The organism is Micromonospora sp. DT233 (assembly GCF_049841815.1).
GTDB lineage: Bacteria > Actinomycetota > Actinomycetes > Mycobacteriales > Micromonosporaceae > Micromonospora.
Genome location: NZ_JBNCLB010000010.1, coordinates 67,684 through 92,301, shown reverse-complemented (window position 1 = coordinate 92,301; position 24,618 = coordinate 67,684). Strand labels below are relative to the sequence as shown.

Annotated in this window: 23 protein-coding genes; 10 read left to right on the top strand and 13 right to left on the bottom strand. The window is 72.7% G+C overall.

Features of this window, described 5'->3' with window-relative positions; translation table 11 throughout:
* Positions 1-62 precede the first annotated feature (62 nt).
* Positions 63-470: a hypothetical protein gene (locus ACLQ2V_RS20835; protein WP_425720206.1), complete on the bottom strand. Its 408-nt coding sequence runs from the start codon at positions 468-470 to the stop codon at positions 63-65.
* 446 nt (positions 471-916) lie between these two features.
* On the opposite strand from ACLQ2V_RS20835, the gene ACLQ2V_RS20830 reads away from it, so the two are divergent.
* Positions 917-1,282, top strand: a complete 366-nt coding sequence (locus ACLQ2V_RS20830) for a hypothetical protein (RefSeq protein WP_425720290.1) — start codon at positions 917-919, stop codon at positions 1,280-1,282.
* 75 nt (positions 1,283-1,357) lie between these two features.
* Here the strand turns inward: ACLQ2V_RS20830 and ACLQ2V_RS20825 are convergent, their stop codons facing one another.
* The 5 genes from ACLQ2V_RS20825 to ACLQ2V_RS20805 all read right to left on the bottom strand — a co-directional run bounded on the left by ACLQ2V_RS20825 (position 1,358) and on the right by ACLQ2V_RS20805 (position 6,080).
* The gene (locus ACLQ2V_RS20825) at positions 1,358-2,368 is read right to left on the bottom strand and encodes a sporulation protein (RefSeq protein ID WP_425720205.1); all 1,011 of its coding nucleotides are present in this window, start codon (positions 2,366-2,368) and stop codon (positions 1,358-1,360) included.
* A 322-nt stretch (positions 2,369-2,690) separates the two neighbouring features.
* Entirely contained in the window at positions 2,691-4,010 is a 1,320-nt protein-coding gene (locus ACLQ2V_RS20820) for a pentapeptide repeat-containing protein (RefSeq protein ID WP_425720204.1), read from the bottom strand.
* A 112-nt stretch (positions 4,011-4,122) separates the two neighbouring features.
* Positions 4,123-4,773, bottom strand: a complete 651-nt coding sequence (locus ACLQ2V_RS20815) for a DUF998 domain-containing protein (RefSeq protein ID WP_425720203.1) — start codon at positions 4,771-4,773, stop codon at positions 4,123-4,125.
* A gap of 219 nt (positions 4,774-4,992) precedes the next feature.
* A complete protein-coding gene (locus ACLQ2V_RS20810; RefSeq protein WP_425720202.1) occupies positions 4,993-5,211 on the bottom strand; it encodes a DUF397 domain-containing protein in 219 nt (72 codons plus the stop codon).
* Entirely contained in the window at positions 5,208-6,080 is an 873-nt protein-coding gene (locus ACLQ2V_RS20805; RefSeq protein ID WP_425720201.1) for a helix-turn-helix domain-containing protein, read from the bottom strand. The genes ACLQ2V_RS20810 and ACLQ2V_RS20805 overlap by 4 nt, the downstream gene beginning before the upstream one ends.
* Before the next feature lie 448 nt (positions 6,081-6,528).
* Here ACLQ2V_RS20805 and ACLQ2V_RS20800 point away from each other — a divergent pair, with 448 nt between their 5' ends.
* Together ACLQ2V_RS20800 and ACLQ2V_RS20795 are read left to right on the top strand one after the other, a co-directional pair.
* Positions 6,529-6,789 carry a DivIVA domain-containing protein gene (locus ACLQ2V_RS20800; protein ID WP_425720200.1) on the top strand — a complete coding sequence of 87 codons (261 nt, stop codon included), beginning with the start codon at positions 6,529-6,531 and terminating at the stop codon, positions 6,787-6,789.
* 122 nt (positions 6,790-6,911) lie between these two features.
* Positions 6,912-7,142: a hypothetical protein gene (locus ACLQ2V_RS20795; protein ID WP_425720289.1), complete on the top strand. Its 231-nt coding sequence runs from the start codon at positions 6,912-6,914 to the stop codon at positions 7,140-7,142.
* 7 nt (positions 7,143-7,149) lie between these two features.
* Here the strand turns inward: ACLQ2V_RS20795 and ACLQ2V_RS20790 are convergent, their stop codons facing one another.
* Together ACLQ2V_RS20790 and ACLQ2V_RS20785 are read right to left on the bottom strand one after the other, a co-directional pair.
* The gene (locus ACLQ2V_RS20790; protein ID WP_425720199.1) at positions 7,150-7,959 is read right to left on the bottom strand and encodes a DeoR/GlpR family DNA-binding transcription regulator; all 810 of its coding nucleotides are present in this window, start codon (positions 7,957-7,959) and stop codon (positions 7,150-7,152) included.
* Complete coding sequence (locus ACLQ2V_RS20785; RefSeq protein WP_425720198.1) at positions 7,920-9,974, bottom strand: beta-galactosidase; 2,055 nt, start codon at positions 9,972-9,974, stop codon at positions 7,920-7,922. The genes ACLQ2V_RS20790 and ACLQ2V_RS20785 overlap by 40 nt, the downstream gene beginning before the upstream one ends.
* A 216-nt stretch (positions 9,975-10,190) precedes the next feature.
* On the opposite strand from ACLQ2V_RS20785, the gene ACLQ2V_RS20780 reads away from it, so the two are divergent.
* From ACLQ2V_RS20780 to ACLQ2V_RS20765, 4 genes are read left to right on the top strand one after another with little or no spacing between them, the layout of a single operon-like run.
* On the top strand, positions 10,191-11,516 hold the full coding sequence (locus tag ACLQ2V_RS20780) for an ABC transporter substrate-binding protein (RefSeq protein WP_425720197.1): 1,326 nt from the start codon (positions 10,191-10,193) through the stop codon (positions 11,514-11,516).
* Between the two features lie 23 nt (positions 11,517-11,539).
* Positions 11,540-12,490 carry a carbohydrate ABC transporter permease gene (locus ACLQ2V_RS20775; RefSeq protein ID WP_425720196.1) on the top strand — a complete coding sequence of 317 codons (951 nt, stop codon included), beginning with the start codon at positions 11,540-11,542 and terminating at the stop codon, positions 12,488-12,490.
* Complete coding sequence (locus tag ACLQ2V_RS20770; protein WP_425720195.1) at positions 12,487-13,416, top strand: carbohydrate ABC transporter permease; 930 nt, start codon at positions 12,487-12,489, stop codon at positions 13,414-13,416. The genes ACLQ2V_RS20775 and ACLQ2V_RS20770 overlap by 4 nt, the downstream gene beginning before the upstream one ends.
* Positions 13,413-15,554 carry an alpha-galactosidase gene (locus ACLQ2V_RS20765; RefSeq protein ID WP_425720194.1) on the top strand — a complete coding sequence of 714 codons (2,142 nt, stop codon included), beginning with the start codon at positions 13,413-13,415 and terminating at the stop codon, positions 15,552-15,554. The genes ACLQ2V_RS20770 and ACLQ2V_RS20765 overlap by 4 nt, the downstream gene beginning before the upstream one ends.
* A 64-nt stretch (positions 15,555-15,618) precedes the next feature.
* Here ACLQ2V_RS20765 and ACLQ2V_RS20760 read toward each other — a convergent pair whose 3' ends face one another.
* A complete protein-coding gene (locus tag ACLQ2V_RS20760) occupies positions 15,619-16,377 on the bottom strand; it encodes an SDR family NAD(P)-dependent oxidoreductase (RefSeq protein ID WP_425720193.1) in 759 nt (252 codons plus the stop codon).
* Between the two features lie 244 nt (positions 16,378-16,621).
* On the opposite strand from ACLQ2V_RS20760, the gene ACLQ2V_RS20755 reads away from it, so the two are divergent.
* Entirely contained in the window at positions 16,622-17,695 is a 1,074-nt protein-coding gene (locus ACLQ2V_RS20755) for a MerR family transcriptional regulator (protein WP_425720192.1), read from the top strand.
* A 68-nt stretch (positions 17,696-17,763) separates the two neighbouring features.
* On the opposite strand, the gene ACLQ2V_RS20750 is transcribed toward ACLQ2V_RS20755, so the two are convergent.
* The gene (locus ACLQ2V_RS20750) at positions 17,764-19,137 is read right to left on the bottom strand and encodes a cellulase family glycosylhydrolase (protein ID WP_425720191.1); all 1,374 of its coding nucleotides are present in this window, start codon (positions 19,135-19,137) and stop codon (positions 17,764-17,766) included.
* Between the two features lie 356 nt (positions 19,138-19,493).
* Here ACLQ2V_RS20750 and ACLQ2V_RS20745 point away from each other — a divergent pair, with 356 nt between their 5' ends.
* The gene (locus ACLQ2V_RS20745) at positions 19,494-20,456 is read left to right on the top strand and encodes a TIGR03557 family F420-dependent LLM class oxidoreductase (protein WP_425720190.1); all 963 of its coding nucleotides are present in this window, start codon (positions 19,494-19,496) and stop codon (positions 20,454-20,456) included.
* Positions 20,457-20,494: 38 nt separating this feature from the next.
* Positions 20,495-21,298 (top strand): alpha/beta fold hydrolase, encoded by an 804-nt coding sequence (locus tag ACLQ2V_RS20740; protein ID WP_425720189.1) that lies wholly within the window; start codon positions 20,495-20,497, stop codon positions 21,296-21,298.
* A gap of 173 nt (positions 21,299-21,471) precedes the next feature.
* Here ACLQ2V_RS20740 and ACLQ2V_RS20735 read toward each other — a convergent pair whose 3' ends face one another.
* From ACLQ2V_RS20735 to ACLQ2V_RS20725, 3 genes are all read right to left on the bottom strand, one after another.
* Entirely contained in the window at positions 21,472-22,155 is a 684-nt protein-coding gene (locus ACLQ2V_RS20735; RefSeq protein WP_425720188.1) for a hypothetical protein, read from the bottom strand.
* 99 nt (positions 22,156-22,254) lie between these two features.
* A complete protein-coding gene (locus tag ACLQ2V_RS20730) occupies positions 22,255-23,058 on the bottom strand; it encodes an endonuclease/exonuclease/phosphatase family protein (RefSeq protein ID WP_425720187.1) in 804 nt (267 codons plus the stop codon).
* 10 nt (positions 23,059-23,068) lie between these two features.
* Positions 23,069-24,559, bottom strand: a complete 1,491-nt coding sequence (locus ACLQ2V_RS20725; protein ID WP_425720186.1) for a phosphatase PAP2 family protein — start codon at positions 24,557-24,559, stop codon at positions 23,069-23,071.
* Between the last annotated feature and the right edge of the window lie 59 nt (positions 24,560-24,618).

The following is a 24,618-nucleotide window of genomic DNA, read 5'->3' as shown; positions in this document are numbered from 1 at the left end:
CTGGACGGTTGCCGTTCCGGCCGAACGACAACCCGTCCAGGGTCCGGGCGGTGCCCCGCGAGTCAGTCGCGGGTGAAGTTGCCGGACTCGACGGCGGGGCCCGACTGGTCGCTCGTCGAGCCGCCGGCCGGCGTGCTCATGCCGCCCGTGGTGGCGTCGCCGGTGGTGGTCGGGGCGACCTTGTCCCGATGCTGCTCCGGCTGCCGCGCCACCCGCCGTACGCTCGCCGGCCCGGCCGTCCCGCCGGTCGTGGTCACCGCCCCCTGGCCCCGGGTGGGCCCGCCGTCGCGCAGCACCTCCGGGTCGATCCGCGCGTGCGCCGGGTCGTCCGGGTCCTCCTCCTGAAGCACCCGCTGGATGTCCGTGCGGGGCACGGTGACCTCGTCGAGCGCCCCCTCGCCGTAGACGCCGCCGGCGATCCGTTCCTCGGCCTCGCGGGCGGACTCCCGCATCGTGTCGTCCTCACGCATTCTCATCACCTCGCAGCACTGTCGGATCTGCGTTGCGTGCCCGCCCGCCGCCCGCGCAAACCGGCCCCGACCCGCCCATCCGGGCCCGACCGCCGCGAAAGACCCGGGGGTACGCGACCCGCGCGCGAAGGACGATGCGTACCTTTGTCCCCGTTCCGCGCGAAGGGCAATGCGTGGGTTCCCGTTCCGCGCGAAGGGCGATCCGTGCGGATTTCGTTTTCGAAACTGGTCCCGCAGCGTGGCCCGCTGAGCGTGGCCGCCCGCGGGGGCCGCGATCGGCTCCCGGCCGGTTGTTACCTCGCCGAGGGCTCGGGTAGTCGGGGGGTGCCCCCGCCAGGACGTGAACCGAGCCGTGGCCGAGACGCGGTACCGGGGCGGGGTGCCAGTAGGACTCATCGCATCCTGAGGAGGACAAGATGAGCACGCAGGCTGCATCCACCAGGTCGATGAACCGTACGCAGGAAGCGCCGCACCGCGCGACGAACGACGTGCCCAACCGCGCGATGCACGAGGCGCCCACCCGGCCGATGCCGATGATGCAGGACGGGCATCGGGAACCGATGCGCGCGCCGGGCACCGAGACCAAGCCGGCGTTCGCCACCACGGAGTTCTGGGTCTACGTGGCCTCGGTGATCGGCGTGCTCGCCGCGTCGTACCTGGTCGGCAAGAACTCGGTGGGGGTGGACATCTTCCGCGCCCCGCAGGCCTGGTTCTTCATCACGCTGCTGAGCATCGCCTACCTCGGTAGCCGGGGCCTGGCCAAGGCCGGCAGCAACTACCGCAGCGGCGAGGAGCGCAAGACCCGGCACTGACCCACTCCGCGCCGCAGACACGGTGGCCCCCCGGGATTCCCGGGGGGCCACCGTCGTCGCTTCCGCTATTGGCGGTTACTCGTCGAAGCCGCCGAAGTCCTCGGCGAAGTCGCCCTCGATCGCGTCCTCGATCATCTCCCCGGCGACCATCCCGCCGACCGCGCCGACCGCCGCCCCGGCGACGATGCCACCCATCCCCGGGCCCCGGCCGTGGCCGTGGCCCTTGGCCATCGGGTAGCCGTGCGGGGCACCGTAGCCGGGCGGCATGCCGAAGCTCTGCTGCCCGCCGAAGCCCTGGGCGCGCAGGCCGCCGTAGCGCGACGTGGTCTCCTGCAACCAGCCGTCGACCACCCGGGCCCAGTCGGTGCGGTCGGCGTCGGCATGGGCCACCGTGTACTTGCCGAAGACGTCGTGCCCGGCGCTGAGGAACCCGCCGCGCTTGTCGCACTCCAGGATCACGTCGATGCCCTGCTGGCCAGTCACGAAGGTCAACTCGACCTCGTTGATGCTCTGCGCGTACTGCGGCGCGGCGAAGAACTCGATCTCCTGGTAGAACGGCAGCGTCTGCTGGGTGCCCCGGATGTGGCCGCGCTCCAGGTCGGCGCCCTTGAACCGGAAACCGAGCTGGGCGAACGCGTCCAGGATGCGCTCGTGCACCGGCAGGGGGTGCACCGCCACCTGGTCCAGGTCGCTCTTGTCGACCGCGCGGGCCACCGCCACCTCGGTCCGCAGACCCATCGTCATGCCGTGCAGGCGCTGGCCGTACACGTCGGTGATCGGGGTCTCCCACGGCATCGGGAGCTGGAACGGGATCGACAGCTGCTGCTTCGCGCCGAGCTCGAAGGCCCCGGCCACGGGCATCCGGTGGAACTCCATGATGCCGGCGTACTCGCTGTCGCCGCCCTCGATCTCGACCCGGGTGACCAGGCCGATGGCGATCTGCTCGATCGCGGCCGGCGAGTCGCCGCCGACCAGGTTGACCTGGCCGTCGAGGGCGAGGCCCGGCCGGGTGTTCGGGTTGGCCAGGACGGTGTCGACGGTGGGACCGCCCACGCCGAACGCGCTCATCAACTTCTTGAAGACCATCAGACCCTCCGCGATACGTCGCCACGCTCCACCGTGGAGCGCTGACGGCTGACCAGGGCAGACTATCCGGGATCGCTGTAAGTTGTCTGGGAAGCCACCGGCCCGGCGCGGGTGGAGCGCACTCGCCGTACCTGCCCAGAGTGTCGCGCCGCTTGGCGGCCTCGGCGACAGCCTGGCGAAGACGAGGCAGCTTTGCGCCTCTTCAGTCTCCACCCGCTCGAAGCCGATCGATGTTGGGTCAATGGGAGACGGTAGTTGTCTGGCCCGGCTGGGTGTGAATGAAGATGGTAACTCGGGTGGGGGCCAAATCATCGCCTCCTCATCACAGTTCAGCGGGTGAGGGACCGTTGTAACTTGCCCCATTGATTAATGCCTCTGCAAACCGAATCGTTGAGAGGAACGTCACTTCGTTGAATTTTGGAGGAAGTGAAAATTTGACCTCGTCGAATGTGACGGCCTTCTGAAACGTCGCCCTGCCGAACCTGGCGGCACCGCCGAACGCCGCCCCGTCGAACCTGACGGCACCGCTGAATGTCGCCCCGTCGAACCTGACAGAACCGCCGAACGCCGCCCCGTCGAACCAGGCGACACCGCCGACCGTCACGCCGTCGAACAAGGCGACACCGCCGAACCTCGCCCCGACGAACCAGGCGTCACCGCTGAAGGTTGCGTTGGTGAAGGTGACGTTGTGCAGGTGGCAATCGGCGAACTCGGCTTTGATAAGGACTGCCTCGGTAAGGTCCAACACGATCTCCGGGCCCCAGTACGCAGGGTTGGCATGTCCCTCTCGGGTCTTCGGTCGGAGATGCGCGGCGAGGATGCGTTGAGCGGCGAGGCGGACCTGACGTTCCTCGCGGGGGTCCCGCTCCGGCTTGTCGGGCTCGCCGCTGCCGGCCGTCGCCGCCGCGGCTCCGCCTGACGCCGAGTCTCCGTCGACTGCCGGTGGCCGACCGGAAGCAGAAGGACCGGGCTCTTCGGCCGGCGGGGTGTAGGGCATGCGGAGGTACGCGCAGATCACCTCGACGATGCTCTGCCGGTGGATCGGGTTGTCCTGGGCGAGGCGTTCCAGGGCATACAGGCCGCCGAGACGTACCGGGGCCTTGTCCGAGCCGAGCTGGTCAACGGCCTTGACGTACAGCTCGGTGACCCGCTTCTCCCCCGCGTCGTACTCGGTGGCCTGTTGGGTGCGCTCGGCCAGTTGTTGCCGGCGAAACGCCAGCAGCAGGGCGAACGCGCCGGTCACGGCCGCGCCGATGGTCAGTGCGGTGCGGATGCTCTCCACCCGCAACTGCGCCCGCTGCACGCCGTCGCCGACGACCGGCACGCTGTCCTGGAGCCAGACCAGGGCTGCCGTGGTGACCACAGCCACGACGGCCACCCCGGCCGGGATCACCCACGACCGCAGCGGGCGTACCTGTCGGTCGGGTGCTGTCGGCGCGGCCGACGGCTCGTGGCGCTCGGCACCCCGCCGCCGCAGCAGCACGCCCGCGCCCAACGCGGCCAGGCTCGCCGCGACCGGCAGCAGCACCGGCCACCCGGCGGCCAGCCCACGCCACCACGAGCCGGGCACCTGCGCGAGCGCGACGAGGAGCAGGCCCACCCCGCCGGCGGCCATCAGGTAGGTGCTCAGACGCTTCGTCACACTGCGAAATCATGCCCGCACCACGCAACCCGCCCGCCTCTGATCGTCGCCCGCCTCCGGGTGCATTTGTTGTCGCCAGGGCGACAAGAACTGCACCCGATGACTTGGCGCACTAACGCCGCGCGCGCAGGACGATTACGGCAAGGAGTAGCGGCCACACGTACCCCGGCCAGAGCGCGAGCCGCTCGAAGAGGCCGCCGAGTTCACCCTCGTTGGTGCGTACGACGAAGACGACCAGCCCCACGAGCGACAACGCCCCCGCCGCCAGGGCGGTCAGCGACAGACCACGATGACGCCGTACGGCGTAGGCGGTGACCAGCAGCGCCAGCGGCTGCGCGACGAACGCGGGCAGCGCGACGAGTACGTGCAGGTCCAGGTCCTTGTCGAGCGGCACCAGTCCGGTCGCGACCGCGCTGAGCCCCGCGACGACCCAGAGCACCACCGCGGTCGTCGCCGCCGCGCCGCGCGGAAGCCACCCGCGCAGCAGCACCGCGCCGACCGCCATCAGCAAGCCGAACACCACGAACGCGCCGTTGACGAGCAGGTGCAGGGGCGAGCAGACCGGAATGTCACCGTACGGGTACGCGATGGTGGTGCAGGTGGTCGCCCCGAGGTCGCTGATCGTGTTGTCCGGCAGGCTGTAGGCGGTGGCGGCAGCAGCCGCGATGAGCTCGCAGACGATGTAGAGGGGTTGGACCAACCACATCAGGGCCCCGACGCGTACTGCCGTCGAGCGGGGTGGCGTGGTGGGATGCGAGGCCATGCGGGTCTCCTCCTGACGGTCGGCTGGTGGAGCATAGTGTCGGACGAGTCGCGCCGAGCAGGCACTGTTCAGCCACGCTGCGCTGCCCACGCCGACCGACCTGAATTCCCGCAAGCCGGCCTTGCCCCGCACCACGTCGAGCCGACCGATACCCAGCACGGAAATCGCCCAACCACGCCCCGCGCAGGACGACGGGCTCCCGTCATAAGGCTCAGAGAATCAGCCGGTGAAGTCGAACTCGCCGCCCTTGACGCCACCGACGAAGGCCGCCCACTCCTGCGCCGCGTAGACGATCGTCGCTGCCTCCCGCGCCTTGCTGTCCCGGACCGCCACCCGCCCCGACCCATCCAGAAACGGTCCCGCCTCGACGCAGTTCCCCCCGTTGTCGGGACTCCTGGTGCTGATGTGCCAAGCCACGTCGGGCATGGTCTCGCTCATGACAGTTCCTCCGCGAGTGCTGCGATCAGCCTTGCCGACTCGCTGACGCTGAGTGCGGCCTCCCGAAGCCGATCGTACGCGTGCGTGTATCGCTGGGCCTTGTCCGATTCCATGAACAGACGGCCGCCAAGGGTCTCGGCATGGGCGACGTCAAGATACGGGGGCGGCATCTTGAACAGCCAGAACGTCCCGTCCAGTCCGGCGTGGAGGCCGAGGGCGGCGGGCAGGACTCTCACCTCGATCGTCGGCCTCTTCACGGCCTCCACCAGGTGGGCAAGCTGTGCGGCCATCACGCTCTTGCTCATCACCGGGCGACGGAGGGCTGAGTCTTCGATGATCACGGCGAGTTTGGTCGCGGACGGTCCTTCGAAGAGCTTCTGCCGGTCCATTCGGAGTTGCACCCATTTGCGGATCTGAGTCTCACTGGTGGAGTTCGGCTCCGCGTTCCTGATGACGGCTTCGGCGTAGTCCCTCGTCTGGAGCAGGCCGGGGATCAGCAACGAGGCGTAGGTGCAGACCTGCTCGGCCCTCGACTCCAGCCATGGGAAGTCGATGAAGGACGTGTCGTAGATTGTTCGGTCGAAGCTGCTGTCCCACCGATCCACGCGCCAGGCGTCCTGGGCGAGCTGAGTCAGTCTGTCGCGCTCGTGCTCGTCGTAGACCCCGTAGAGATCGAGCAGTTCCACCACCAGCTCACGACGAAAGGGCCACTCGGCACGCTCGTACCGAGCGAGGGATGAGAAGTCTCGCTCCAGGAACTTGGCGACGTACTTGAGGGTCAGGCCGCGCTGCTCTCGCAGCTCGCGCATCTGTTGACCGAGCCATTGGGCACGCAGGGTGCGTACGAAAGCTTCCTTCTTGGCAGCCATGCTCACCTCTCCGGAGATCCATCAGGAAAGAATCCGTTGGTGTCGTTGCACCAATACCGAGGCCACTGGAAGCGTGGCCTTCGGGTGAGGGTGATCGCCGACCCCCGGGGACGCCCGGTGCAAGCACGGCAACCGCGGCTGTGCCAACAGCCGAGAAGGTGACGAGAAACGGCTTCGCGTGTGGCAGACGCATACCGGCTCTCGTCGGGTCTCAACATGGAGCGCGCATTCCTGCTCCGACCGACTTGCTGAATACCTATCACGGCCGCACGGGTCTCCGCGACCCCGACCGGCCCGAATCGAAGACCGGCCCGAAATGAAAAGACCACCCCACCGGCAGCCCGGTGGCCGTACTCGCCGAATGAGGCTGCGGTCGCCGGGCGGGGCGGCCCTGCCCGGACTCCCCCTCCGCCAGGGCCGCCCCATCCACCAATTTTCGAGGTGACCGATGACCCGAGGGACCGTCTACGGCGGCGGCACGCCGCCCGTGCGGCTGCATCCCCGGCACGTGCGCGACCGCCAGTTCTCCGCCGTCGGCTTCGGCCGGCGCGGGCTCGACCCCCGGGAGGTACGGCGTTTCCTGCACCGGGTGGCGCTGGAGTTGGCCGCGCTGAACCAGGAGGTGGCCCGGCTCGGCGAGGAGAACGCGCGGGTCAAGCGGGCGCTCCGCGAGTGGCACAGCGCCCAGACGCAGCGGCGAGAGCCGTGAACGCGCCAGCGGGGGCCGCCCCGGGAGCAGGCTCCGCACCCGGCGACGGGGGCGTCTTCGCGGCGCTGCCCCGGGCCGCTGTCGAGGCGTTCACCGGGGCGGACGCCGACCCGCCCCGGCACGTGATCCACCTGCCGGTGGCTGTCGCGGACCTGGCCGGGGCGCTGCGCCTGGCGTACGCGCTGGTCCGCTCGCTGGCGTCGCTGCCGCAGGTCGAGGCGGGCGGCACCACCGTGAGCGCCGAGGACGCCCAGCACGTACGACACTGGGTGTTCTGTGACCGGATCATGCCGGATCGCCGGCGCTGCGCCCGCCGGGCCGGCCACGACGGGCCGTGCGACCCGGCGGTGTGAGGGGGGATCACCGGCCGGGGGCGGTCAGCGGGGCGACGGCGAGGTGGCCCACCTGCCCGGCGAGGTGCGCGCGGGCCGGCTCGGGGAGGCCGGCGTCGGTGACCAGCACGTCGGCGTCGGCCAGCGGGGCGACGGTGGCGACGCCGACGCTTCCCCACTTGGTGTGGTCGGCCAGCACCACCAGCCGGCTGGCGGCCCGGACCAGCCGCCGGTTGATGCCCGCCTCCGGCAGGTCGGCGGCGGTGAAGCCGGCGCGCGGGCTCATCCCGTGTACGCCGAGGAAGAGCAGGTCGACGTTGAGGGTGGCGGCGGTCGCCTCGGCGATCGGCCCGGTCAGCGCGTCCGGCGGGATGCGGACGCCGCCGGTGAGCACCACCGTCCGGTCGGCGCGCGGGTGGCGGTGCAGCGCGTCGGCCACCGGGATCGAGTTGGTCACCACGGTCAGGCCGCGTACGTCGGCCAGCAGGACGGCCAGGGCGGCGGTGGTCGTGCCGGCGGAGAGCGCGACGGCCATGCCGGGCTCGACCAGGGCGACGGCCCGCGCGGCGATGGCCCGCTTCTCGGCCTGCCGGTCGGCCGGCGTCGCCGGGCCGGGCCGCGCGGGCGGACCGGGCTCCCCGAAGGAAACGGAGGTGGAGTCGGGCGGGGTGGCCCCGCCGTGGACCTTCTCCACCAGCCCCCGCTCGGCCAACGCCGCCAGGTCCCGGCGGATCGTCATGTCGGAGACGCCGAAGCGGCCGGCCAGGTCGCTGACCCGCGCCCCGCCTCGGCTGCGGATCAGCTCGACGATGGCGCTCTGCCGCTGCCGGGCGAGCATCGGCCCTCCTCGACGCCGGCTTCCCGGATCACGGCCACCTCGCCCGCCTTCACCAGCAGGTCACCGGCGCAGTCGGCCCCGGTGAGCAGGTCGGTGCCGGTGACGGCGAGCCGGGCGGGCCGGTCGGTGTGGTTGATGACGAAGAGCCAGCTTCGCCCGTCGCCCCGGCGGCGGACCACCTCCACGCCGGGCGGGGCGTCGGCGGCCGGGCGGACCCCGGCCTCGGCCAGCAGCCGGGCCACCAGGCGGTCGGTGGCGGCGTCGTCGAGCCGGGTGCCGACGTACCACGCCGCGCCCGCGCCGGCCGCATGCCGGGTCAGCGCCGGCACCCCGGGCAACGGCCCGTCGGCGTACGAGGCGAGCACCTGCGCCCCCGTCGGATGCAGCCACTCGGTCCACACGTCGGCGGTGGAGCCGTCGTCGAGGGTGACCCGCTCGCCGGCGCGCAGCGGGAAGAACTCCTCGGTGCGGATGCCGAGCAGGTCGCGGTACGCGCCGGGGTAGCCGCCGAGGCGGATGTGGTCGTGCTCGTCGACGATGCCGCTGAAGTACGTCACCAGGGCGGTGCCGCCGCCGTGGACGTACCGGGTCAGGGCCTCGGCGTCGGCGTCGCGGACCAGGTAGAGCGTCGGGACCAGGACCAGCCGGTAGCCGGTCAGGTCGGTGGAGGGGTGCACCAGGTCGGCGGTGACGCCGGCCCGCCAGAGCGCGCCGTGCAGCGCGGCGAGCCGGTCGGTGTAGGTGACGTCGACGCTCGGGTGGGAGTCCAGCTCGACGCCCCACCATGCCTCGTAGTCGACCAGGATCGCCACGTCGGCGTCGACCCGGCTGCCGCGCAGCTCGGCGAGGGCCCGCAGCTCCGCGCCGAGCCGGCAGACCTCCCGGAAGACCTTGGTCTCCGGGCCGGCGTGCGGGACCAGCGCGGAGTGGAACTTCTCCGCCCCGGCGCGGGAGGCCCGCCACTGGAAGAAGAGCACCCCGTCGGCGCCTCGGGCGACGTGGGCGAGGCTGTTGCGGCGCAACTGCCCGGGGGTCTTCGCCACGTTGCGGGGTTGCCAGTTGACGGCGCTGGTGGAGTGCTCCATGAGCAGCCAGGGTGCGCCGCCCGCGACGCCCCGGGTGTGGTCGGCGGCCAGCGCCAGCCCGAGGTGGGCCTGCGGGTCGGCGGCGGTCAGGTAGTGGTCGTTGGCGACCAGGTCCACGTCGGCGGCCCAGGAGTGGTAGTCCAGGTGCTTCCCGCCGGCGCCGATCATGAAGTTGGTGGTGACGGGCTGGCGGACCAGCCGCTTGAGCACCCGCCGCTCGGCGCGCAGTTGCGCCCGCTGCTCGTCGGAGGAGAAGCGCAGGAAGTCGAGCTGCTGGGTGGGGTTGGCGAAGGTCGGGGCGGCGCGCGGCGGGTTGATCTCGGCCCAGTCGCCGTAGCGCTGGCTCCAGAAGGTGGTGCCCCAGGCGGCGTTGAGCGCGTCCAGGTCGCGGTAGCGTTCCCGCAGCCAGCGACGGAACGCCGCCGCGCTGACGTCGCAGTAGCAGTGCGCGTTGTGGCAGCCCAGCTCGTTGGAGACGTGCCACATCAGCACCGCCGGGTGGGCGGCGTACCGGGTGGCGACGGCCTCGACCAGGGCCAGCGAGCGGCGGCGGAAGACCGGCGAGCTGGGGCAGTACGCCTGCCGGCCGCCGGGCCAGAGGATCGCGCCGTCGGCGCGGCGGGGCAGCGTCTCGGGGTACGCGCGGGCCAGCCACGGCGGCGGGCTGGCGGTGGCGGTGGCCAGGTCGACGCCGATGCCGTGGGCGTGCAGCAGGTCGAGGGCCCGGTCGAGCCAGCCGAAGTCGTACCGGTCGAAGGCCGGTTCGAGCTGGGCCCAGGAGAAGATGCCGACCGAGACGAGGTTGACCCCGGCGCGGCGCATCAACGCGACGTCCTCGGCCCAGACCTCCTCGGGCCACTGCTCCGGGTTGTAGTCGGCACCGTAGAAGATCGCCTCGCCCGGCCAGCCGCCGTCCTGTGCGTCCCGCATGAGGGCACAGGATGCCCGCGCTCGGGGGTCGAGTCAACACGTCCGAACATCGACGCTGGTCGGGGCACAACCGCACGTCGCAGCGCAAGATCCATCGACGCAGGTGACTTGACAGCGGGGCGGGGAGGGGTAGCTTGGGGCGCCTGTGGAGGAACATGTTCGTCGATGTTCGTTCCCGGTGGACCGCCGCGCGCCCTCTCGACCGCAGGAGGCACCATGCCCCGCCCCCGCACCGAGGCCGAGTACCTCAGTCGACTCGTACCCCCGTCGGTCGCCGGCCTGCGGCGGCGCTCGCTGCTGGCCGGCGCGGCCGGCGCGGGGGCGCTGCTCGGCACCGGGCTGCTGGCCGGCTGCGGCGACTCCGGCTCCGGGTCGGACGCCAAGTCCGTGTCGTTCGGGTCGAACCAGTCGGACGCCAAGCCCAAGGACGTGCTGGCCAAGGTCATGGCCGGCTTCCAGACCGCCTCCGGCGTCGAGGTGGCGGTCAACACCGTCGACCACAACACGTTCCAGGAGAACATCAACAACTACCTTCAGGGCAAGCCCGACGACGTGTTCACCTGGTTCGCCGGGTACCGGATGCGGTTCTTCGCCCAGCGGGGCCTGGCCGGCGACCTCAGCGACGTGTGGGGGCGGCTCTCCGGCTACTCCGACGCGTTCAGGAAGGCGTCGACCGGCGACGACGGCAAGCAGTACTTCGTGCCGGCCACGTACTACCCGTGGGCGATGTTCTACCGCAAGTCGGTCTGGCAACGGCACGGGTACGAGGTGCCGAAGACCCTGGACGCGCTGAGCGCCCTGGGCGCCCGGATGAAGGCCGACGGCCTCACCCCGATCGCCTTCGGCGACAAGGACGGCTGGCCGGCGATGGGCACCTTCGACATCCTCAACCTGCGCCTCAACGGCTACCAGTTCCACATCGACCTGATGGCCGGCAAGGAGGCGTGGGCCTCCGACCGGGTGCAGCGGGTCTTCGACACCTGGGCCGGGCTGCTGCCGCTGCACCAGACCGACAGCCTCGGCCGCACCTGGCAGGAGGCGGCCCAGGCGTTGCAGCAGAAGAAGGCCGGCATGTGCTTCTTCGGCCTCTTCATCGGCCAGCAGTTCAACGCCGACGAGCAGGACGACCTCGACTTCTTCACCTTCCCCGAGATCGACCCGGCGATCGGGGCGCGGGCGCTGGACGCGCCGATCGACGGCTACATGATGGCCCGCCGGCCGAAGTCCGAGGCCAACGCCCGCAAGCTGCTGGAATACCTCGGCTCGGCGCAGGCCGCCGACGTCACCGTACGCAACGACCCGGCCACCCTGGTCGCCAACACCGGCGCGGCCACCGGCACCTACACCGCGTTGCAGAAGAAGGCCGCCGAGCTGGTCGGCTCGGCCACCGAGATCGCCCAGTTCCTCGACCGGGACACCCGGCCGGACTTCGCCTCCACCGTGATCATCCCGGCGTTGCAGCAGTTCATCAGGGACCCGAAGGACATCGGCGGGCTGCTCACCAGCATCGAGAACCAGAAGAAGTCGATCTTCACCGACTGACGGCGGGGAGAGGAAGGAACATCATGCCCGACCTGCCCCCGAACCGGGCGGAGCACCCCGCGTCGACGCCCGGCACCGCCCCGACCGGCCGGGGCCGCCGGAGCGTACGGCTGTCGCGCGCCGACCGCCTGATCGTCGCGCTGATGGTGGTCGTGCCGCTGCTGCTGGTCGTCGGCCTGGTCTGGTTCCCGGCGGCGGCCACCGTGGCGCTCTCCGGCACGGACTGGGACGGCATCGGCCCGCTCGGCGAGATCGAATGGGTGGGCGGGCGCAACTACGCCGACGTGATCGACAACTATCCGCCGTTCCCGCCGGCCGTGCGGCACAACCTGCTCTGGCTGGCCGCGCTCTTCGTGGTCGCCACCCCGCTCGGCATGTTCCTGGCCGTGCTGCTCGACCACGAGATCCGGGGCGGCCGGTTCTACCAGACCGCGCTGTACCTGCCGGTGGTGCTCTCCATGGCGCTGATCGGCTTCGTCTGGCAGCTCATCTACTCCCGCGACCAGGGCCTGCTCAACGCGGTGCTGGGCACCCGGACCGACTGGTACGGCGACCCGGACGTCAACATCTGGGCGGTCCTGGTGGCCGCCGGCTGGCGGCACGTCGGCTACATCATGCTGCTCTACCTGGCCGGGCTGAAGGGGGTCGACCCGACGCTGCGGGAGGCCGCCGCCGTCGACGGGGCCACCGCGACCACCACGTTCTTCCGGGTCGTCTTCCCCGCCATGCGGCCGGTCAACATCATCGTGCTGGTGGTGACGGTGATCGAGTCGCTGCGCGCGTTCGACCTGGTCTGGGTGGTCAACAAGGGCCGCAACGGGTTGGAGCTGATCTCGGCGTTGGTGACGCAGAACGTCGTCGGCGAGGCCAGCCGGATCGGCTTCGGCTCGGCGCTGGCCACGATCATGCTGCTGGTCTCGCTGGTCTTCATCACCGTCTACCTGGCCACCGTGCTGCGCGAGGAGCGCCGATGAGCGCCGCGACGCCGCCCCCCGCGACAGCGCACGCCGCGACGCCGACCCGCGTACGGCGGGCCGGGGGCCGTCGGCCGGTCCGGCCGCGCCGGGTGGTGCTGCACCTCTTCCTCGGCGCGGTGGCCCTCGGCTGGCTCTTCCCGATCCTCTGGGCGGTGCTGACCTCGCTGCGCTCCTACGAGTACACCGCCACCTTCGGGTACGTCTCCCTCGGCGGCTGGACCCTCGACAACTACGTCACCGCCTGGCGCACCGCCGAGTTCGGCAAGCACCTGCTCAACTCGGCCTACATCACCGTCCCGGCGGTGCTGCTGACCCTCTTCCTCGCCTCCTGCGTGGCGTTCGTGATCGCCCGGTTCAGCTGGCGGTTCAACCTCGTCCTGCTCGGCGTCTTCACCGCGGCGAACCTGCTGCCCCAGCAGGCCCTGCTGATCCCGCTGTTCCGGCTCTTCACCGAGGTGCCGCTGCCGGCGTTCCTCAGCGACTCGGAGCTGCTCTACGACAGCTACTGGGGGCTGATCCTGGTCAACGTCGCCTTCCAGTGCGGGTTCTGCGTCTTCGTGCTGAGCAACTACCTCAAGGCCCTGCCCCGGGAGCTCTACGAGGCGGCGGTGATGGACGGGGCCGGGGTGTGGCGGCAGTACTGGCAGATCGCCATGCCGCTGTGCCGCCCCGCCCTGGCGGCGCTGGCCACCCTGGAGATGACCTGGATCTACAACGAGTTCTTCTGGGCCACCGTGCTGATGCGCAGCGGCGACAAGTTCCCCGTGACCAGCTCGCTGAACAACCTGCGCGGCGAGTTCTTCACCGACAACAACCTCGTCTCGGCCGGCTCGGTGCTGGTCGCGATCCCCACCCTGGTCGTCTTCTTCCTGCTGCAGAAGCAGTTCGTCCGGGGCCTCACGCTGGGAGCGTCCAAGGGATGACGATCGTGCACCTGCGCCGGGCGGCGACCAGCCTGGTGCTCGACGCGCGCGGGCCGGGGCTGCCCCGGGTCGCGCACTGGGGGGCCGGGCTCGGCCCGCTCACCGCCGCCGACCTGGCCGCCCTGGTCGACGCGGGCGTGCCGCCGGTGGTGCCGAGCAGCTTCGACGCGCCGACCGTGCTCTCCCTGCTGCCCGAGGCCAGCGCCGGGTGGAGCGGCCGACCGGGGTTGGCCGGGCACCGCGACGGCGCCGCCTGGTCGACCGCGTTCACCCTCGACGCCCTCGACGTGACCGACGACGACCCGGCCGACGCCGCGCGGGTGGTGGTGCGGGCGAGCGACCCGGCCGCCGCGCTGGCGCTGACCGTCACCGTGGAGCTGGACCCGACCGGGCTGGTGCTGCTGCGGCACACCCTGCGCAACGACGGCGGGTCCGCGTACGAGCTGCGGGAGCTGACCGCGGCGCTGCCGGTGCCGCCGGTCGCGGTCGAGCTGCTGGACCTGACCGGCCGGTGGTGCCGGGAACGCAGCCCGCAGCGGCACCCGTGGCCGATGGGCGCGTGGGTGCGGGAGGGCCGGCACGGGCGCACCGGGCACGACGCGACGCTGCTGATGGTCGCCGGGACGGCCGGCTTCGGGTTCCGCCACGGGGAGGTGTGGGCGGTGCACGTGGCGTGGAGCGGCGACCACGTCACCGTCGCCGAGCGGCGGCCCACCGGCGAGTCCACCCTCGGCGGCGGGGAGCTGCTGGCCCCGGGTGAGGTGCTGCTCGGCCCCGGCGAGTCGTACGACACTCCCCTGCTCTACGCGGCCTGGTCCGGCGCGGGCCTGGACGGGCTCGGCGACGCCCTGCACGCCCACCTGCGGGCCCGGCCGCAGCACCCCCGCAGCCCGCGCCCGGTGACTTTGAACGTCTGGGAGGCGCTCTACTTCGACCACGACCTCGACCGGCTGCGGGCCCTGGCCGACCACGCCGCTCGGGTCGGGGTGGAGCGCTTCGTCCTCGACGACGGGTGGTTCGCCGGTCGCCGGCACGACCTGGCCGGGCTCGGCGACTGGCACGTCGACGAGACCGTGTGGCCGCAGGGGCTGGCACCGCTGATCGACCACGTGCGCGGCCACGGCATGCGCTTCGGCCTCTGGGTCGAGCCGGAGATGGTCAATCCGGACTCCGACCTGTTCCGCGCCCACCCGGACTGGGTGCTGGCCGTCCCCGGCCGGCTGCCGCCGCCGTGGCGCCACCAGCAGGTCCTCGACCTGGCCCGCGCCGACGCCTACGACCACCTGCTGGGGCGGCTGGACGCGCTGCTGGCCGAGTACGACGGCATCTCGTACCTGAAGTGGGACCACAACCGGGACCTCACCGAGGCCGGCCACGCCGGGCGGCCCGGGGTGCACGCGCAGACCCGCGCCGTCTACCGGCTGCTGGACGAGCTGCGCCGCCGCCACCCGCGCGTGGAGATCGAAAGCTGCTCCTCCGGCGGCGCGCGGGTGGACCTGGAGATCCTGCGCCGCACCGACCGGGTCTGGGCCAGCGACTGCAACGACGCCCTGGAACGGCTGGCCATCCAGCGCTGGACCGGGCTGCTGCTGCCCCCGGAGCTGGTCGGCAGCCACGTCGGGCCGCAGCGGTCGCACACCACCGGCCGGGTGCACGACCTGGGGTTCCGGGCGGCCACCGCGCTCTTCGGGCACTTCGGCATCGAGTGGGACATCGGCGCGCTGGGCCACACCGAGCGCGCCGAACTCGCCGCCTGGGTGGCGCTGTACAAGCGGCTGCGCCCGCTGCTGCACGCCGGGCGGGTGGTCCGGGTCGACCACCCGGACCCGGCCGTCTGGGCGCACGGCGTGGTCGCCGCCGACGCCTCCCGAGCGGTGTACGCCGTGGCGCGGCTGGCCACCTCCGTCGCCCAGGTGCCGGGCCCGGTGCGGCTGCCGGGGCTGGACCCGAACCGCCGCTACGCGGTGCGCCCGGCGGCCGGCGTGCCCGAGCCGGCGGTGTTGCAGCTCACCGAGCCCGGCTGGCTGCGCCACGGCGGGACCACCCTGCCCGGCGCGGTGCTCGGCGCGGTCGGCCTCCAGCTTCCCGCCCTGCACCCCGAGCAGACCCTGCTGCTGGAGCTCGACGGGCTGGGCTGACGGGCCCGTACCGATAGGCCGGTGGCCGGGTCCGCGCGGACCCGGCCGGTGGACGGTTGCCGGCTCAGGCGGTGAAGCCCCCGTCGGAGGCGATCACGGCCCCGTTGACGTTGACCGCCTCGGCGGAGCCCAGCCAGCAGACCAGCGTGGAGATCTCGGCGGGCGTCGCCGTGCGCATGGTCCGCGCGAAGGAGCGCTCCAGCCGCTGGTACGCCCACGGGACCTTCGGGGCGGCGCTGCGGCCGATGTTGGTCGCGACGCCGCCGGGGCAGACCACGTTGGCCCGGATCCCGTCCTCGGCGTAGAGGTTGGCGATCGAGCGGGTCAGGCCGACCAGCCCGTGCTTCGAGGCGACGTACGCGCTGCCGGCGACCGCGCCGGAGAGGGCGCCGATGGAGGCGACGTTGACGACCGCGCCCCCGCCGCGCGCCTTCATCAGCGGCAGCATGGCCCGGCACAGCCGCATGGGGCCGGTGAGGTTGACCGCCATGACGCGATCCCAGGTCTCGTCGTCGAGCTCGGTGACGGGGAGGAAGTGGTCCATGATCCCCGCCACGTTGGCCAGCAGGTCGACGCGCTGCTCCGGCAGCGCGGCGACGAGCCGGTCGACGTCGGCCGGCACCGTGATGTCGGCGACGACCATCGTCGCGGCGTTGCCGTCCTCCTGCACCAGCTTGGCGGTCATGGCGAGGCCCTCGGCGTCGACGTCGCAGCCGATGACCGTGGCGCCCTCCGCCGCAAGCTGCTGGGCGACCGCCTGGCCGATGCCCGAACCGGCGCCGGTCACGACCGCGACCCGTCCGGCGTAGCGCTGCTCGCTCATGACCCATTCCTCGCTTCCCGGCCCCCCGGCAGCGGACTTTTCCGTCCCGTCTGGTGCGGGGAACCTCTGCCCTCATCCTGCTCGCCGGGGGGCGGCGGCACGCAGGGCCGAAAGCCCCGGGTGGGCGGGACCGAAGGGCGGGAGCGGGGCGGGACCGGGGTGGGCGGGTCTTGACCTTGCCCCTCGGGAAAGCCCCAGCCTGGTGCGTGCCGGTCGCCGCGACCGGCACGAGGAGGATGTCGACGTGGCGTTGCTGACCATCGGGGCGTTCGCCAGGGCGGTGGGCCTGACACCGAAGGCGTTGCGGATCTACGACGAGGTGGGGCTGCTGCGCCCGGCCGCGGTCGATCCCGAGTCGGGGTACCGGCTCTACGCCCCGGAGCAGGTGGAACACGCCCGGCTGATCGCCGCGCTGCGCCGCATCGGCATGCCGCTGGTCGAGATCCGCACCGTCTGCGGGCTGCGCGCCCCGGCCGCCGCCGAGGCGGTCGACGCGTACTGGCGGCGGGTCAGCGCCGACACGGCGGCCCGGGGCCGCCTGGCCACTCTCCTCGTCGACGTCCTGTCCGGAGGGGGCACCACCATGACCGAACCGAACCCCACACTCGCCATCCGCCACGCCGCCCGCTGCGACATCGGGGCCGTGCGGGACAGCAACGAGGACGCCGCGTACGCCGGTCAGCGGTTGCTGGCCGTCGCCGACGGGATGCGGGGTCCCGGCGGTGCCGCCGCGAGCGCCGCCGCCATCGCCGCCCTGCGGTCGGTGGAGGCGGCCGACGTGCCGGCCGGCGAGCTGCTCACCCGGCTGGCCGGGGCGGTCGCCGAGGCCGACCGGGCGGTGCGGGCGGCGGCCGGGGCGGAGCACCAGCCGGTCACCACCCTGACCGCGCTGCTGCGCTCCGGGGCTCAACTGGCCCTGGTGCACGTCGGCGACACCCGGGCGTACCTGCTGCGCGGGGGCGAACTGGCCCCGCTGACCCGGGACCACACCTACGTGCAGTCGCTGGTCGACCAGGGCAAGCTGGACCCGACCGAGGCCGCCGCCCACCCGCAGCGGGCGTTGCTGGTCCGGGCCCTCGGCGCCGGCGGGAGCAGCGTCGAGGCGGACCTGGCGCTGCGCACCGCCGTCGAGGGGGACCGCTACCTGCTCTGCTCCGACGGGTTGCACTCGGTCGTCGACCGGGCGGCGCTGCACTCGGCGCTCGCGGCGGACGACGAGCCCGAGCAGGTGGTCGACCGGCTGGTCGAGCTGGCCCACGCCGCCGGGGCCCCCGACAACATCGCCTGCGTCGTGGCGGACGTGGTCACGGCGGCCTGAGGGCCCCACCGAGGCGAGGGGTGGCCGGGTCCGCGCGGACCCGGCCACCCCTGCGGGGGTACGGCGGGTCAGCGCGCCGCGCAGATGACGGCGGGGACGGGGTTGGTGCCGGTGGAGCTGGCCAGGAAGCCGAAGGTGGCGCTGGCCCCGGCGCCGAGCCGGCCGTTGTAGTCCACGTTGGTGGCGGTCACGGTCGAGCCGCTGCTGCTCACCTTGACGTTCCACGACTGGTTGACGCTCTGGCCGTTGGCGTAGGTCCACCTCGCCGTCCAGCCGTTGATCGCGGCGGAGCCGGCGGTCACCTTCACCTCGGCCTGGAAGCCGCCGGCCCACTGGCCGACGATCGTGTACGTCGCCGTGCAGCCGCCGGCCGGCGGGGGCGTGGTGGGCGGCGGAGTGGTCGGCGGGGGCGTGGTCGGTGGCGGGGTCGTCGGCCCGGGGGTGGTCGGGTTGGGGCCGCCGTAGACCGAGGCCTCCCTCGCGGTGGCCTTGATGCCGTTGGCGCCGTTGAAGATCCGCTGACCCCAGCTGGTCAGGGCCGCCGGGTCGAAGTTGGTCACCATGTCGAGGTACTCGACGCCGCCGCCGTTGCCGCTCCACGACCAGCCCAGGTAGCCGATCCCGTTGGCCTGCGTGTACGACAGGATGGTGTCCTCGTCGGGGTTGCCGTCGGAGTGGTCGAAGCCGAACTCGCCGACCACGATCGGCAGCTTCGCGGCGCGGAACCGGCCCAGGTAGTCGGTGATCTCCGCGGCGGTGTCGAAGACGCCGTACATGTGGATGGAGAAGACGGTGTTGCGCTGCGGGTCGGCCGCGAAGACCGTGGCGGCGTTGTCGCGCATGGTGAACGACCAGTCCTGACCCCAGTTCGGGGCGTCGACCATGATGGTGTGCGCCAGGCCGCCGGTGCGCAGCCGCTTGATCGCGTTGGCCGAGTCGGTCGCCCAGGTGCCGTAGCCCTGGTTGCCGTACGGCTCGTTGCCGATGTTGACGATGACGTACTTCTCCTGGCCGGCGAGCGCGCCGGCGATGCTGAGCCAGTAGTCGACGGCCCGGTCCAGGGTGATCGCGCCGCTCTGCTCGCCGTAGCCGGTGGTGTCGTGCACCTCGAGCACGCAGATCAGCTTGTTGGCCTTGCAGAGCGAGATGACGTTGGCGACGTCGGCGGTGTCGTTCTTGGGCCAGCGGTCGCCGGTGGCCAGCACCACCCGCACGGTGTTCGCGCCGGCCGCCTTGATGTTGGCGAAGGAGCTGGTCTGCTGCTGGTACCAGGTGTGGGCGTGGTTGACGCCGCGCATGACGAACTCGGTGCCGTTGGCGTCGTAGAGCTTGCCGTTGGCGACGGTGAAGCCGGCGGCGGCCTGCGCCGGCTGCCCGAAGGCGAAGACGGCGGCGAGGACCGTCAGCAGGGCGACGCCCGCGACGGAGAGAGCTTTTCTCATGGGCCTTCCTCAGGGAGGGGTCACCCCCGTGCCCAGGGGGGTGCGGTGGTCGGTGCGGTTGACACGGCAAGGCGGCTGGCCCGTCAGCCGCCGTCCGACTCCCGACGGCGCAGGGATCAGCGTATGCCGATGCCCTGCCCGACGCAAACGGTTCAGTGGACGCCCCCTCCCGGCGAACCCTCCGGGGCACCCCTCGCGCCCTCGCGGGCCTACACGGTCGGTGTTCGTCCCCGTTGCCGGCGGTGGCGGCAGCTGCTGAATCGGTTAAGGCGGGCCCGTGGTCGTCGCGACGGGGGGTTGACGATCCGCGTGCGGGGTATCCGGAGACGATCGGCGAGGCGAAGGAGACGACGGCGATGGTCAAGGTCGGTTACACCCTGATGTGCGAGCAGTCCGGCCCCAAGGAGCTGGTCGACTACGCGGTGCGCGCCGAGGCGGCCGGCTTCGACCAGATCGTGGTCTCCGACCACTACTATCCCTGGCTGGACTCGCAGGGGCACGCCCCGTACGCCTGGTCGGTGCTCGGCGCGGTCGCCCACGCCACCCGGCGGGCCGAGCTGATGTCGTTCGTGACCTGCCCCATCCGCCGGTACCACCCGGCCGTGGTGGCGCAGAAGGCCAGCACGATCGGGGTGCTCTCGGACGGCCGCTTCACCCTCGGCCTGGGCGCCGGGGAGAACCTCAACGAGCACGTCGTCGGCGGCTGGCCGCACGTGCAGCAGCGCCACGAGATGTTCGAGGAGGCGTTGCAGATCATCCGGCCGCTGCTCAACGGCGAGACGCTGACCTTCTCCGGCAACCACTTCGACGTGCCCGACGCGTACGTCTGGGACCGGCCGGAGCGCCCGGTGCCGATGGCGGTGGCCGCGTCCGGGCGGCAGTCGGCGACGCTGGCCGCCGACTACGCCGACGGCATCGTCGCCACCGAGCCCGACCCGCACATCCTGTCGATGTACGACGAGGTCGGCGGGGCCGGTCGCCCCCGGTACGGGCAGGTGGCGATCTGCTACGGCCCGGACGAGGCGGAGTGCCGCAAGATCGTGCACGACCAGTTCCGCTGGTTCGGGATGGGCTGGAAGGTCAACGCCGACCTGCCGGGGCCGGACGCGTTCGCCGCCGCCACCCAGTTCGTCCGCGAGGACGACGTGGCCGAGGGCATCTCCTGCGGCCCCGACGTCGAGAAGCACGTCGAGGCGTTCAAGAAGTTCGTCGACGCCGGCTTCACCCACGTCGCGCTCATCCAGGTCGGCGGCGACACCCAGCCCAGGTTCCTCGACTGGGCCCGCGAGGAGCTGCTCCCCCGGCTGCGCGACCTGTGACAGCCCCGCCGGTCGGGCCGCCCGCCGCGGTCGCGCCGGTGGGGTTCGCTCCGGAGCAACTGCGGCTGGCGCTGGCCGCGCCCCGGCCCGCCGCCGGGCTGACCAGCGAGTGGCGGCTCGTCGACGGGCTGCGCACGCACACCCGGCGGGCCGCCGACCCGGGCACCGGCGCACCGCCCGTGGTGCTGGTGCACGGGTTGGCGGTGTCGCACCGCTACCTCACCCCGCTGGCCCTGGCGCTGGCGCCCACCCACCCGGTGTACGTCCCGGACCTGCCCGGCTTCGGCCTCAGCGCCCGCCCCCGGGGCGCGTACGACGTGGGTCGGCACGCCGCGCACCTGGCGGCCTGGCTGGCCGCGTACGGGCTGCCCCCGGCCTGCGTGCTGGGGCACTCGTTCGGCGCGGAGGTGGCCGCCGCGCTGGCCGCCCGCCACCCCGGGCTGGTCCGGGCGCTGGTGCTCGCCGGCCCGACCAGCGACCCGGCCGCCCGCAGCCGGCGCGGGCTGTTCGGTCGCTTCCTGGTCGACACCCTGCGCGAGGCGAAGTGGCAGGCGCCGATCCTGCTCCGCGACGTCGTCGACGCCCGCCCGACCCGGGTGTACGCCACCCTGTCGCACTCCGCCCGCAACGCCATCGAGGAGGACGCGGCACGGGTCACCGCGCCCACCCTGGTGGTCACCGGCGCCCGCGACCCGCTGGCGCCGGCCGCCTGGCGGGACCGGCTCGCCCGGTTGATGCCGAACGCCCGCGCGGCCGTCGTCCCGGGGGCCGCCCACAACGTCGCCACCACCGCCCCGGCCCAGGTCGCCACTGCGGTACGCGCCCTGCTCGCCCGCTGTTAGACCTGCTCACCCGCTGTTGGAAAGGAACCGTCATGCGCTTCGGCAACGTGGAGATCCGTCCGCTCGGCGGTGGCCTCGGCTGCCTGCTGATGATCCTCTTCTCGGTCCTGGCGTCGATCGCCCTGACCGTCCTGGTCAACCTGCTCTGAGCCGCGCCGCCGGGCAGGGTCGGGTCAGCGGCGCAGGCCGAGGGCGGTCAGGGTCTCGCGGGTGGCCTGCCCGATCGGGGCGAGGATCGCCACGCGCAGCCAGCGCACCGCCGGGGTGACCGTGGCCCGCCAGGCGGCGCGCAGGGCCCGGCCGACCGGGACGGCGGTGTGCCGCCAGACCCAGCGCAGGGCGAGCCCGACCGGGCGCACCAGCAGCCGGTAGAGGAAGCCGAGGACCCGGCCCGCGAGCCGCCAGGCGTACGCCAGGGCGTCGAACACCAGCCGCGCCAGCCACCACAGCCCGCGCCCCAGGGCGCTCAGCGCCGGCCCGAACGCCCGCCCGAGCAGCTCCACCAGGGGCACCAGCAGGTGCCGGATCAGCCAGTCGACCGCGCCCACCAGCGCCCGTGCCACCGGCCGGACCAGCGCCCGGAAGACCCAGACCAGCGGAAGCCAGATCAGGTGCGTGGCCAGCCACTTCAGCGGCGTCCAGAGCAGCCGGTCCAGCAGCCAGACGATCGGGCGCAGCACCCAGGCGCGCAGGGCCCGGCCGATCGGGGCGAGCACCCAGCGGTCCACCCACCGCACGGTGCCGGCCCACAACCCCCAGAGCAGCCGCACGGGCAGCACCACGACCAGGGCCACGCCCCGGGCGAGCACGGCGAGCGGCCCGGGTCCCTCCGGCCGCTCGGGTGTGATCACGTCCACGAGGCGAGAATACGAGACAGTGACAACGACCGCTGCGACGTGTCGGCCGGGACACGTGTCGGCCGGGACGCGTGTCGGGTCAGGCCGGATCGGCTCGGGTCAGGCCGGGTCTAGGTCGAGCTCGGCGAGCACCGGGTAGTGGTCGGAGGCGTACTCGGTCTCGCCGCCGCGCGACACCGCGCAGGAACGCAGCAACCGGGCCAGCGCCGGGGTGCCGAAGAGGTAGTCCAGCCGCATCCCGGAGAACTCCGCCCCGCCGCCGTGCCGGGTCGGCGCGGTCAGCCCGGCGTCGCCCGGGGCGTACGCGGCATGCAGGTCGACCAGGCCGGCGGCGGCGAGCCGGGCCACCGCCCGGGTCTCCACCGTGCGCCCGTCGCGGCGCAGGTGCCGGCGGCGGTACGCGGGTGGCAGCCGGGCCACCCGGTCGGCGTGCTCGGTGCCCGGGGCGAGGGTGTTCAGGTCCCCGGCCAGCAGCGCCAACTCCCCCGGCGCCCGGCCGACGGCGGCGGCCAGCCAACCCGCCTCGACCCGCCGCCGCAGCCCGCAGTACGGGTCGAGGTGCGCGCTGAGCAGCGTCAACGGCCCGGCGGCGGTGGCCACCGTGACGGCCATGGCGGCGTGGTGCAGCGGCCGGCGCAGCGGGCCGGAGGCCAGCACCCGCAGCGGCGGGCGGACCAGCACGGCCACCGGCTGACCGAACCGGGAGCGGGCCAGGTACGGCCGCATGCCCACCTCGGCGGCGAAGCCGGCCAGCACCCCGGCGGAGTCGAAGCCGCGCAGCTCCTGGACGGCCAGCAGGTCCGGCCGCCGCGCGGTGACGACCCGGGCCACCAGGTCCAGCCGGCCGGGGCCGGTGCGGTCCCGGCCGCCGGTCCTGATGTTCCAGGTCATCACCCGCAGCATGGGGGGCGCGTCAGTCCGCCCGGCCGGCCTTGGCCAGCTCGTCGTCGAGCTCGTCGACCTGATCGGTGGTGATCGCCGGTTGGTTGCCCTGGGCCAGATCGGCGTTGGGGCGGACCGCCCAGTAGAGCAGGCCGATCCACAGGGCGCTGAGCAGGATCGCGCCCATGAAGTCGGTGGGGTGGTGCATGCCCCGGTACATCCGGGAGGTGGCCACCCCGACCGGCATGATCACGGCCAGCGCCACGAAGATCCAGCGCCACCAGCGGTCGGTGCGGGGCACGACGATCGCCGCGATCGCCAGCCAGACGCAGATGGTCGCGGCGATGTGCCCGGAGGGGAACGACGAGGTGGGCATCTGCCCGTCGAGGTTCTCCACCGGCGGGCGGGGCCGGTCCACGACCCGGGCGCTGGCGAGGAAGAGGGTCAGCTCGCCGACCATCGCCAGGGCGACGAAGAGCACGGGCCGCCAGCGCCGCCACACCGCCAGCACCAGCGGGCAGAACACCAGCGAGATCAGCAGGATCGCGTGGGTGTCGCCGAACTTGCTCCACCACCAGCTCACCTCGGTCCACACCTCGGTGTGCCGCTGGGCGAACCAGAGCGGGACCTCGGTGTCCAGGGTGCCGAAGAAGGTGTCCTTGGCGTGGTAGCTGACGTACGTGCCGAAGGCGTAGAGCACGCCGAAGACCAGCACCCAGCCGACGACCAGCTCGGCGATCGTCGAGCGGGGGTGCTCCAGCACGTGCTCCTCGGCCGGGGCGGGGGCGATGTCGTGCCCCGCCTCGGGCTCCAGGCCCTCGCTCAGCGGCGGCACCGGCCGGCCGCGCTCGCGCCGCCACAGCCGGAAGGCGTACGCGGTGACGCCGAGCCAGGCCGCGCCGAGCAGCCAGCCGCCGAGCACGTCGGAGACGAAGTGCACGCCCAGCGCGATCCGGGTCAGCCCGATCAGCGCCACCACCACCGCGACGAGCCCGATGGCGGGCTTGCGCCAGCGGGGCGCCATGGCCGGCAGGAAGACCAGCAGCAGCGCCCCGTACGCGACGAAGGAGCCGAGGGCGTGGCCGCTGGGGAAGCTGTTGCCGGGGGCGCTGGCGATCGGCACGTCCACCACGGGGCGGAGCCGGCCGACCAGCGCCTTCAGCGAGGGGTCGAGGATCAGGCCGCCGACCCCGGTGATGATCAGGTACACGGCCAGCCGGGAGCTGCGGCGGATCAGCAGCCCGATGACGGCGACGCTGACCAGCCAGATCAGCACCGGCCGCCCGCCCAGGTCGGTGATCGCCTGGAGCACGGTGACCAGGGCGTGCCGCGGCGCGACGAGGTCGTTGAACCACTGGGCGACCGCGTGGTCGGCGTCGCCCAGCGGGCTCCAGCGAAAGCGCACCAGCAGCAGCAACAGCCCGAAGGCGACCCCGGCGCCGGTGACTGCCACCAGCCCGGCGATGCTCCGCTCGGCGAAATGGCCGAGTGGTCGCCGCACCACCTCTTTGACCGCGGTCACCCCGCACCTCCTTGTTTGTCCTGGCGAGGCGCTGTACCCGATCTGGGCGTCGCGTACAC

What these genes read in the sequence shown, in the direction of transcription:
- ACLQ2V_RS20835 (WP_425720206.1), bottom strand. Translation starts at nt 470, where the DNA reads ATGCGTGAGGACGACACGATGCGGGAGTCCGCCCGCGAGGCCGAGGAA.
- ACLQ2V_RS20830 (WP_425720290.1), top strand. Translation starts at nt 917, where the DNA reads ATGAACCGTACGCAGGAAGCGCCGCACCGCGCGACGAACGACGTGCCC.
- ACLQ2V_RS20825 (WP_425720205.1), bottom strand. Translation starts at nt 2,368, where the DNA reads ATGGTCTTCAAGAAGTTGATGAGCGCGTTCGGCGTGGGCGGTCCCACC.
- ACLQ2V_RS20815 (WP_425720203.1), bottom strand. Translation starts at nt 4,773, where the DNA reads ATGGCCTCGCATCCCACCACGCCACCCCGCTCGACGGCAGTACGCGTC.
- ACLQ2V_RS20810 (WP_425720202.1), bottom strand. Translation starts at nt 5,211, where the DNA reads ATGAGCGAGACCATGCCCGACGTGGCTTGGCACATCAGCACCAGGAGT.
- ACLQ2V_RS20805 (WP_425720201.1), bottom strand. Translation starts at nt 6,080, where the DNA reads ATGGCTGCCAAGAAGGAAGCTTTCGTACGCACCCTGCGTGCCCAATGG.
- ACLQ2V_RS20800 (WP_425720200.1), top strand. Translation starts at nt 6,529, where the DNA reads ATGACCCGAGGGACCGTCTACGGCGGCGGCACGCCGCCCGTGCGGCTG.
- ACLQ2V_RS20790 (WP_425720199.1), bottom strand. Translation starts at nt 7,959, where the DNA reads ATGCTCGCCCGGCAGCGGCAGAGCGCCATCGTCGAGCTGATCCGCAGC.
- ACLQ2V_RS20785 (WP_425720198.1), bottom strand. Translation starts at nt 9,974, where the DNA reads ATGCGGGACGCACAGGACGGCGGCTGGCCGGGCGAGGCGATCTTCTAC.
- ACLQ2V_RS20780 (WP_425720197.1), top strand. Translation starts at nt 10,191, where the DNA reads ATGCCCCGCCCCCGCACCGAGGCCGAGTACCTCAGTCGACTCGTACCC.
- ACLQ2V_RS20775 (WP_425720196.1), top strand. Translation starts at nt 11,540, where the DNA reads ATGCCCGACCTGCCCCCGAACCGGGCGGAGCACCCCGCGTCGACGCCC.
- ACLQ2V_RS20770 (WP_425720195.1), top strand. Translation starts at nt 12,487, where the DNA reads ATGAGCGCCGCGACGCCGCCCCCCGCGACAGCGCACGCCGCGACGCCG.
- ACLQ2V_RS20765 (WP_425720194.1), top strand. Translation starts at nt 13,413, where the DNA reads ATGACGATCGTGCACCTGCGCCGGGCGGCGACCAGCCTGGTGCTCGAC.
- ACLQ2V_RS20760 (WP_425720193.1), bottom strand. Translation starts at nt 16,377, where the DNA reads ATGAGCGAGCAGCGCTACGCCGGACGGGTCGCGGTCGTGACCGGCGCC.
- ACLQ2V_RS20750 (WP_425720191.1), bottom strand. Translation starts at nt 19,137, where the DNA reads ATGAGAAAAGCTCTCTCCGTCGCGGGCGTCGCCCTGCTGACGGTCCTC.
- ACLQ2V_RS20745 (WP_425720190.1), top strand. Translation starts at nt 19,494, where the DNA reads ATGGTCAAGGTCGGTTACACCCTGATGTGCGAGCAGTCCGGCCCCAAG.
- ACLQ2V_RS20730 (WP_425720187.1), bottom strand. Translation starts at nt 23,058, where the DNA reads ATGCTGCGGGTGATGACCTGGAACATCAGGACCGGCGGCCGGGACCGC.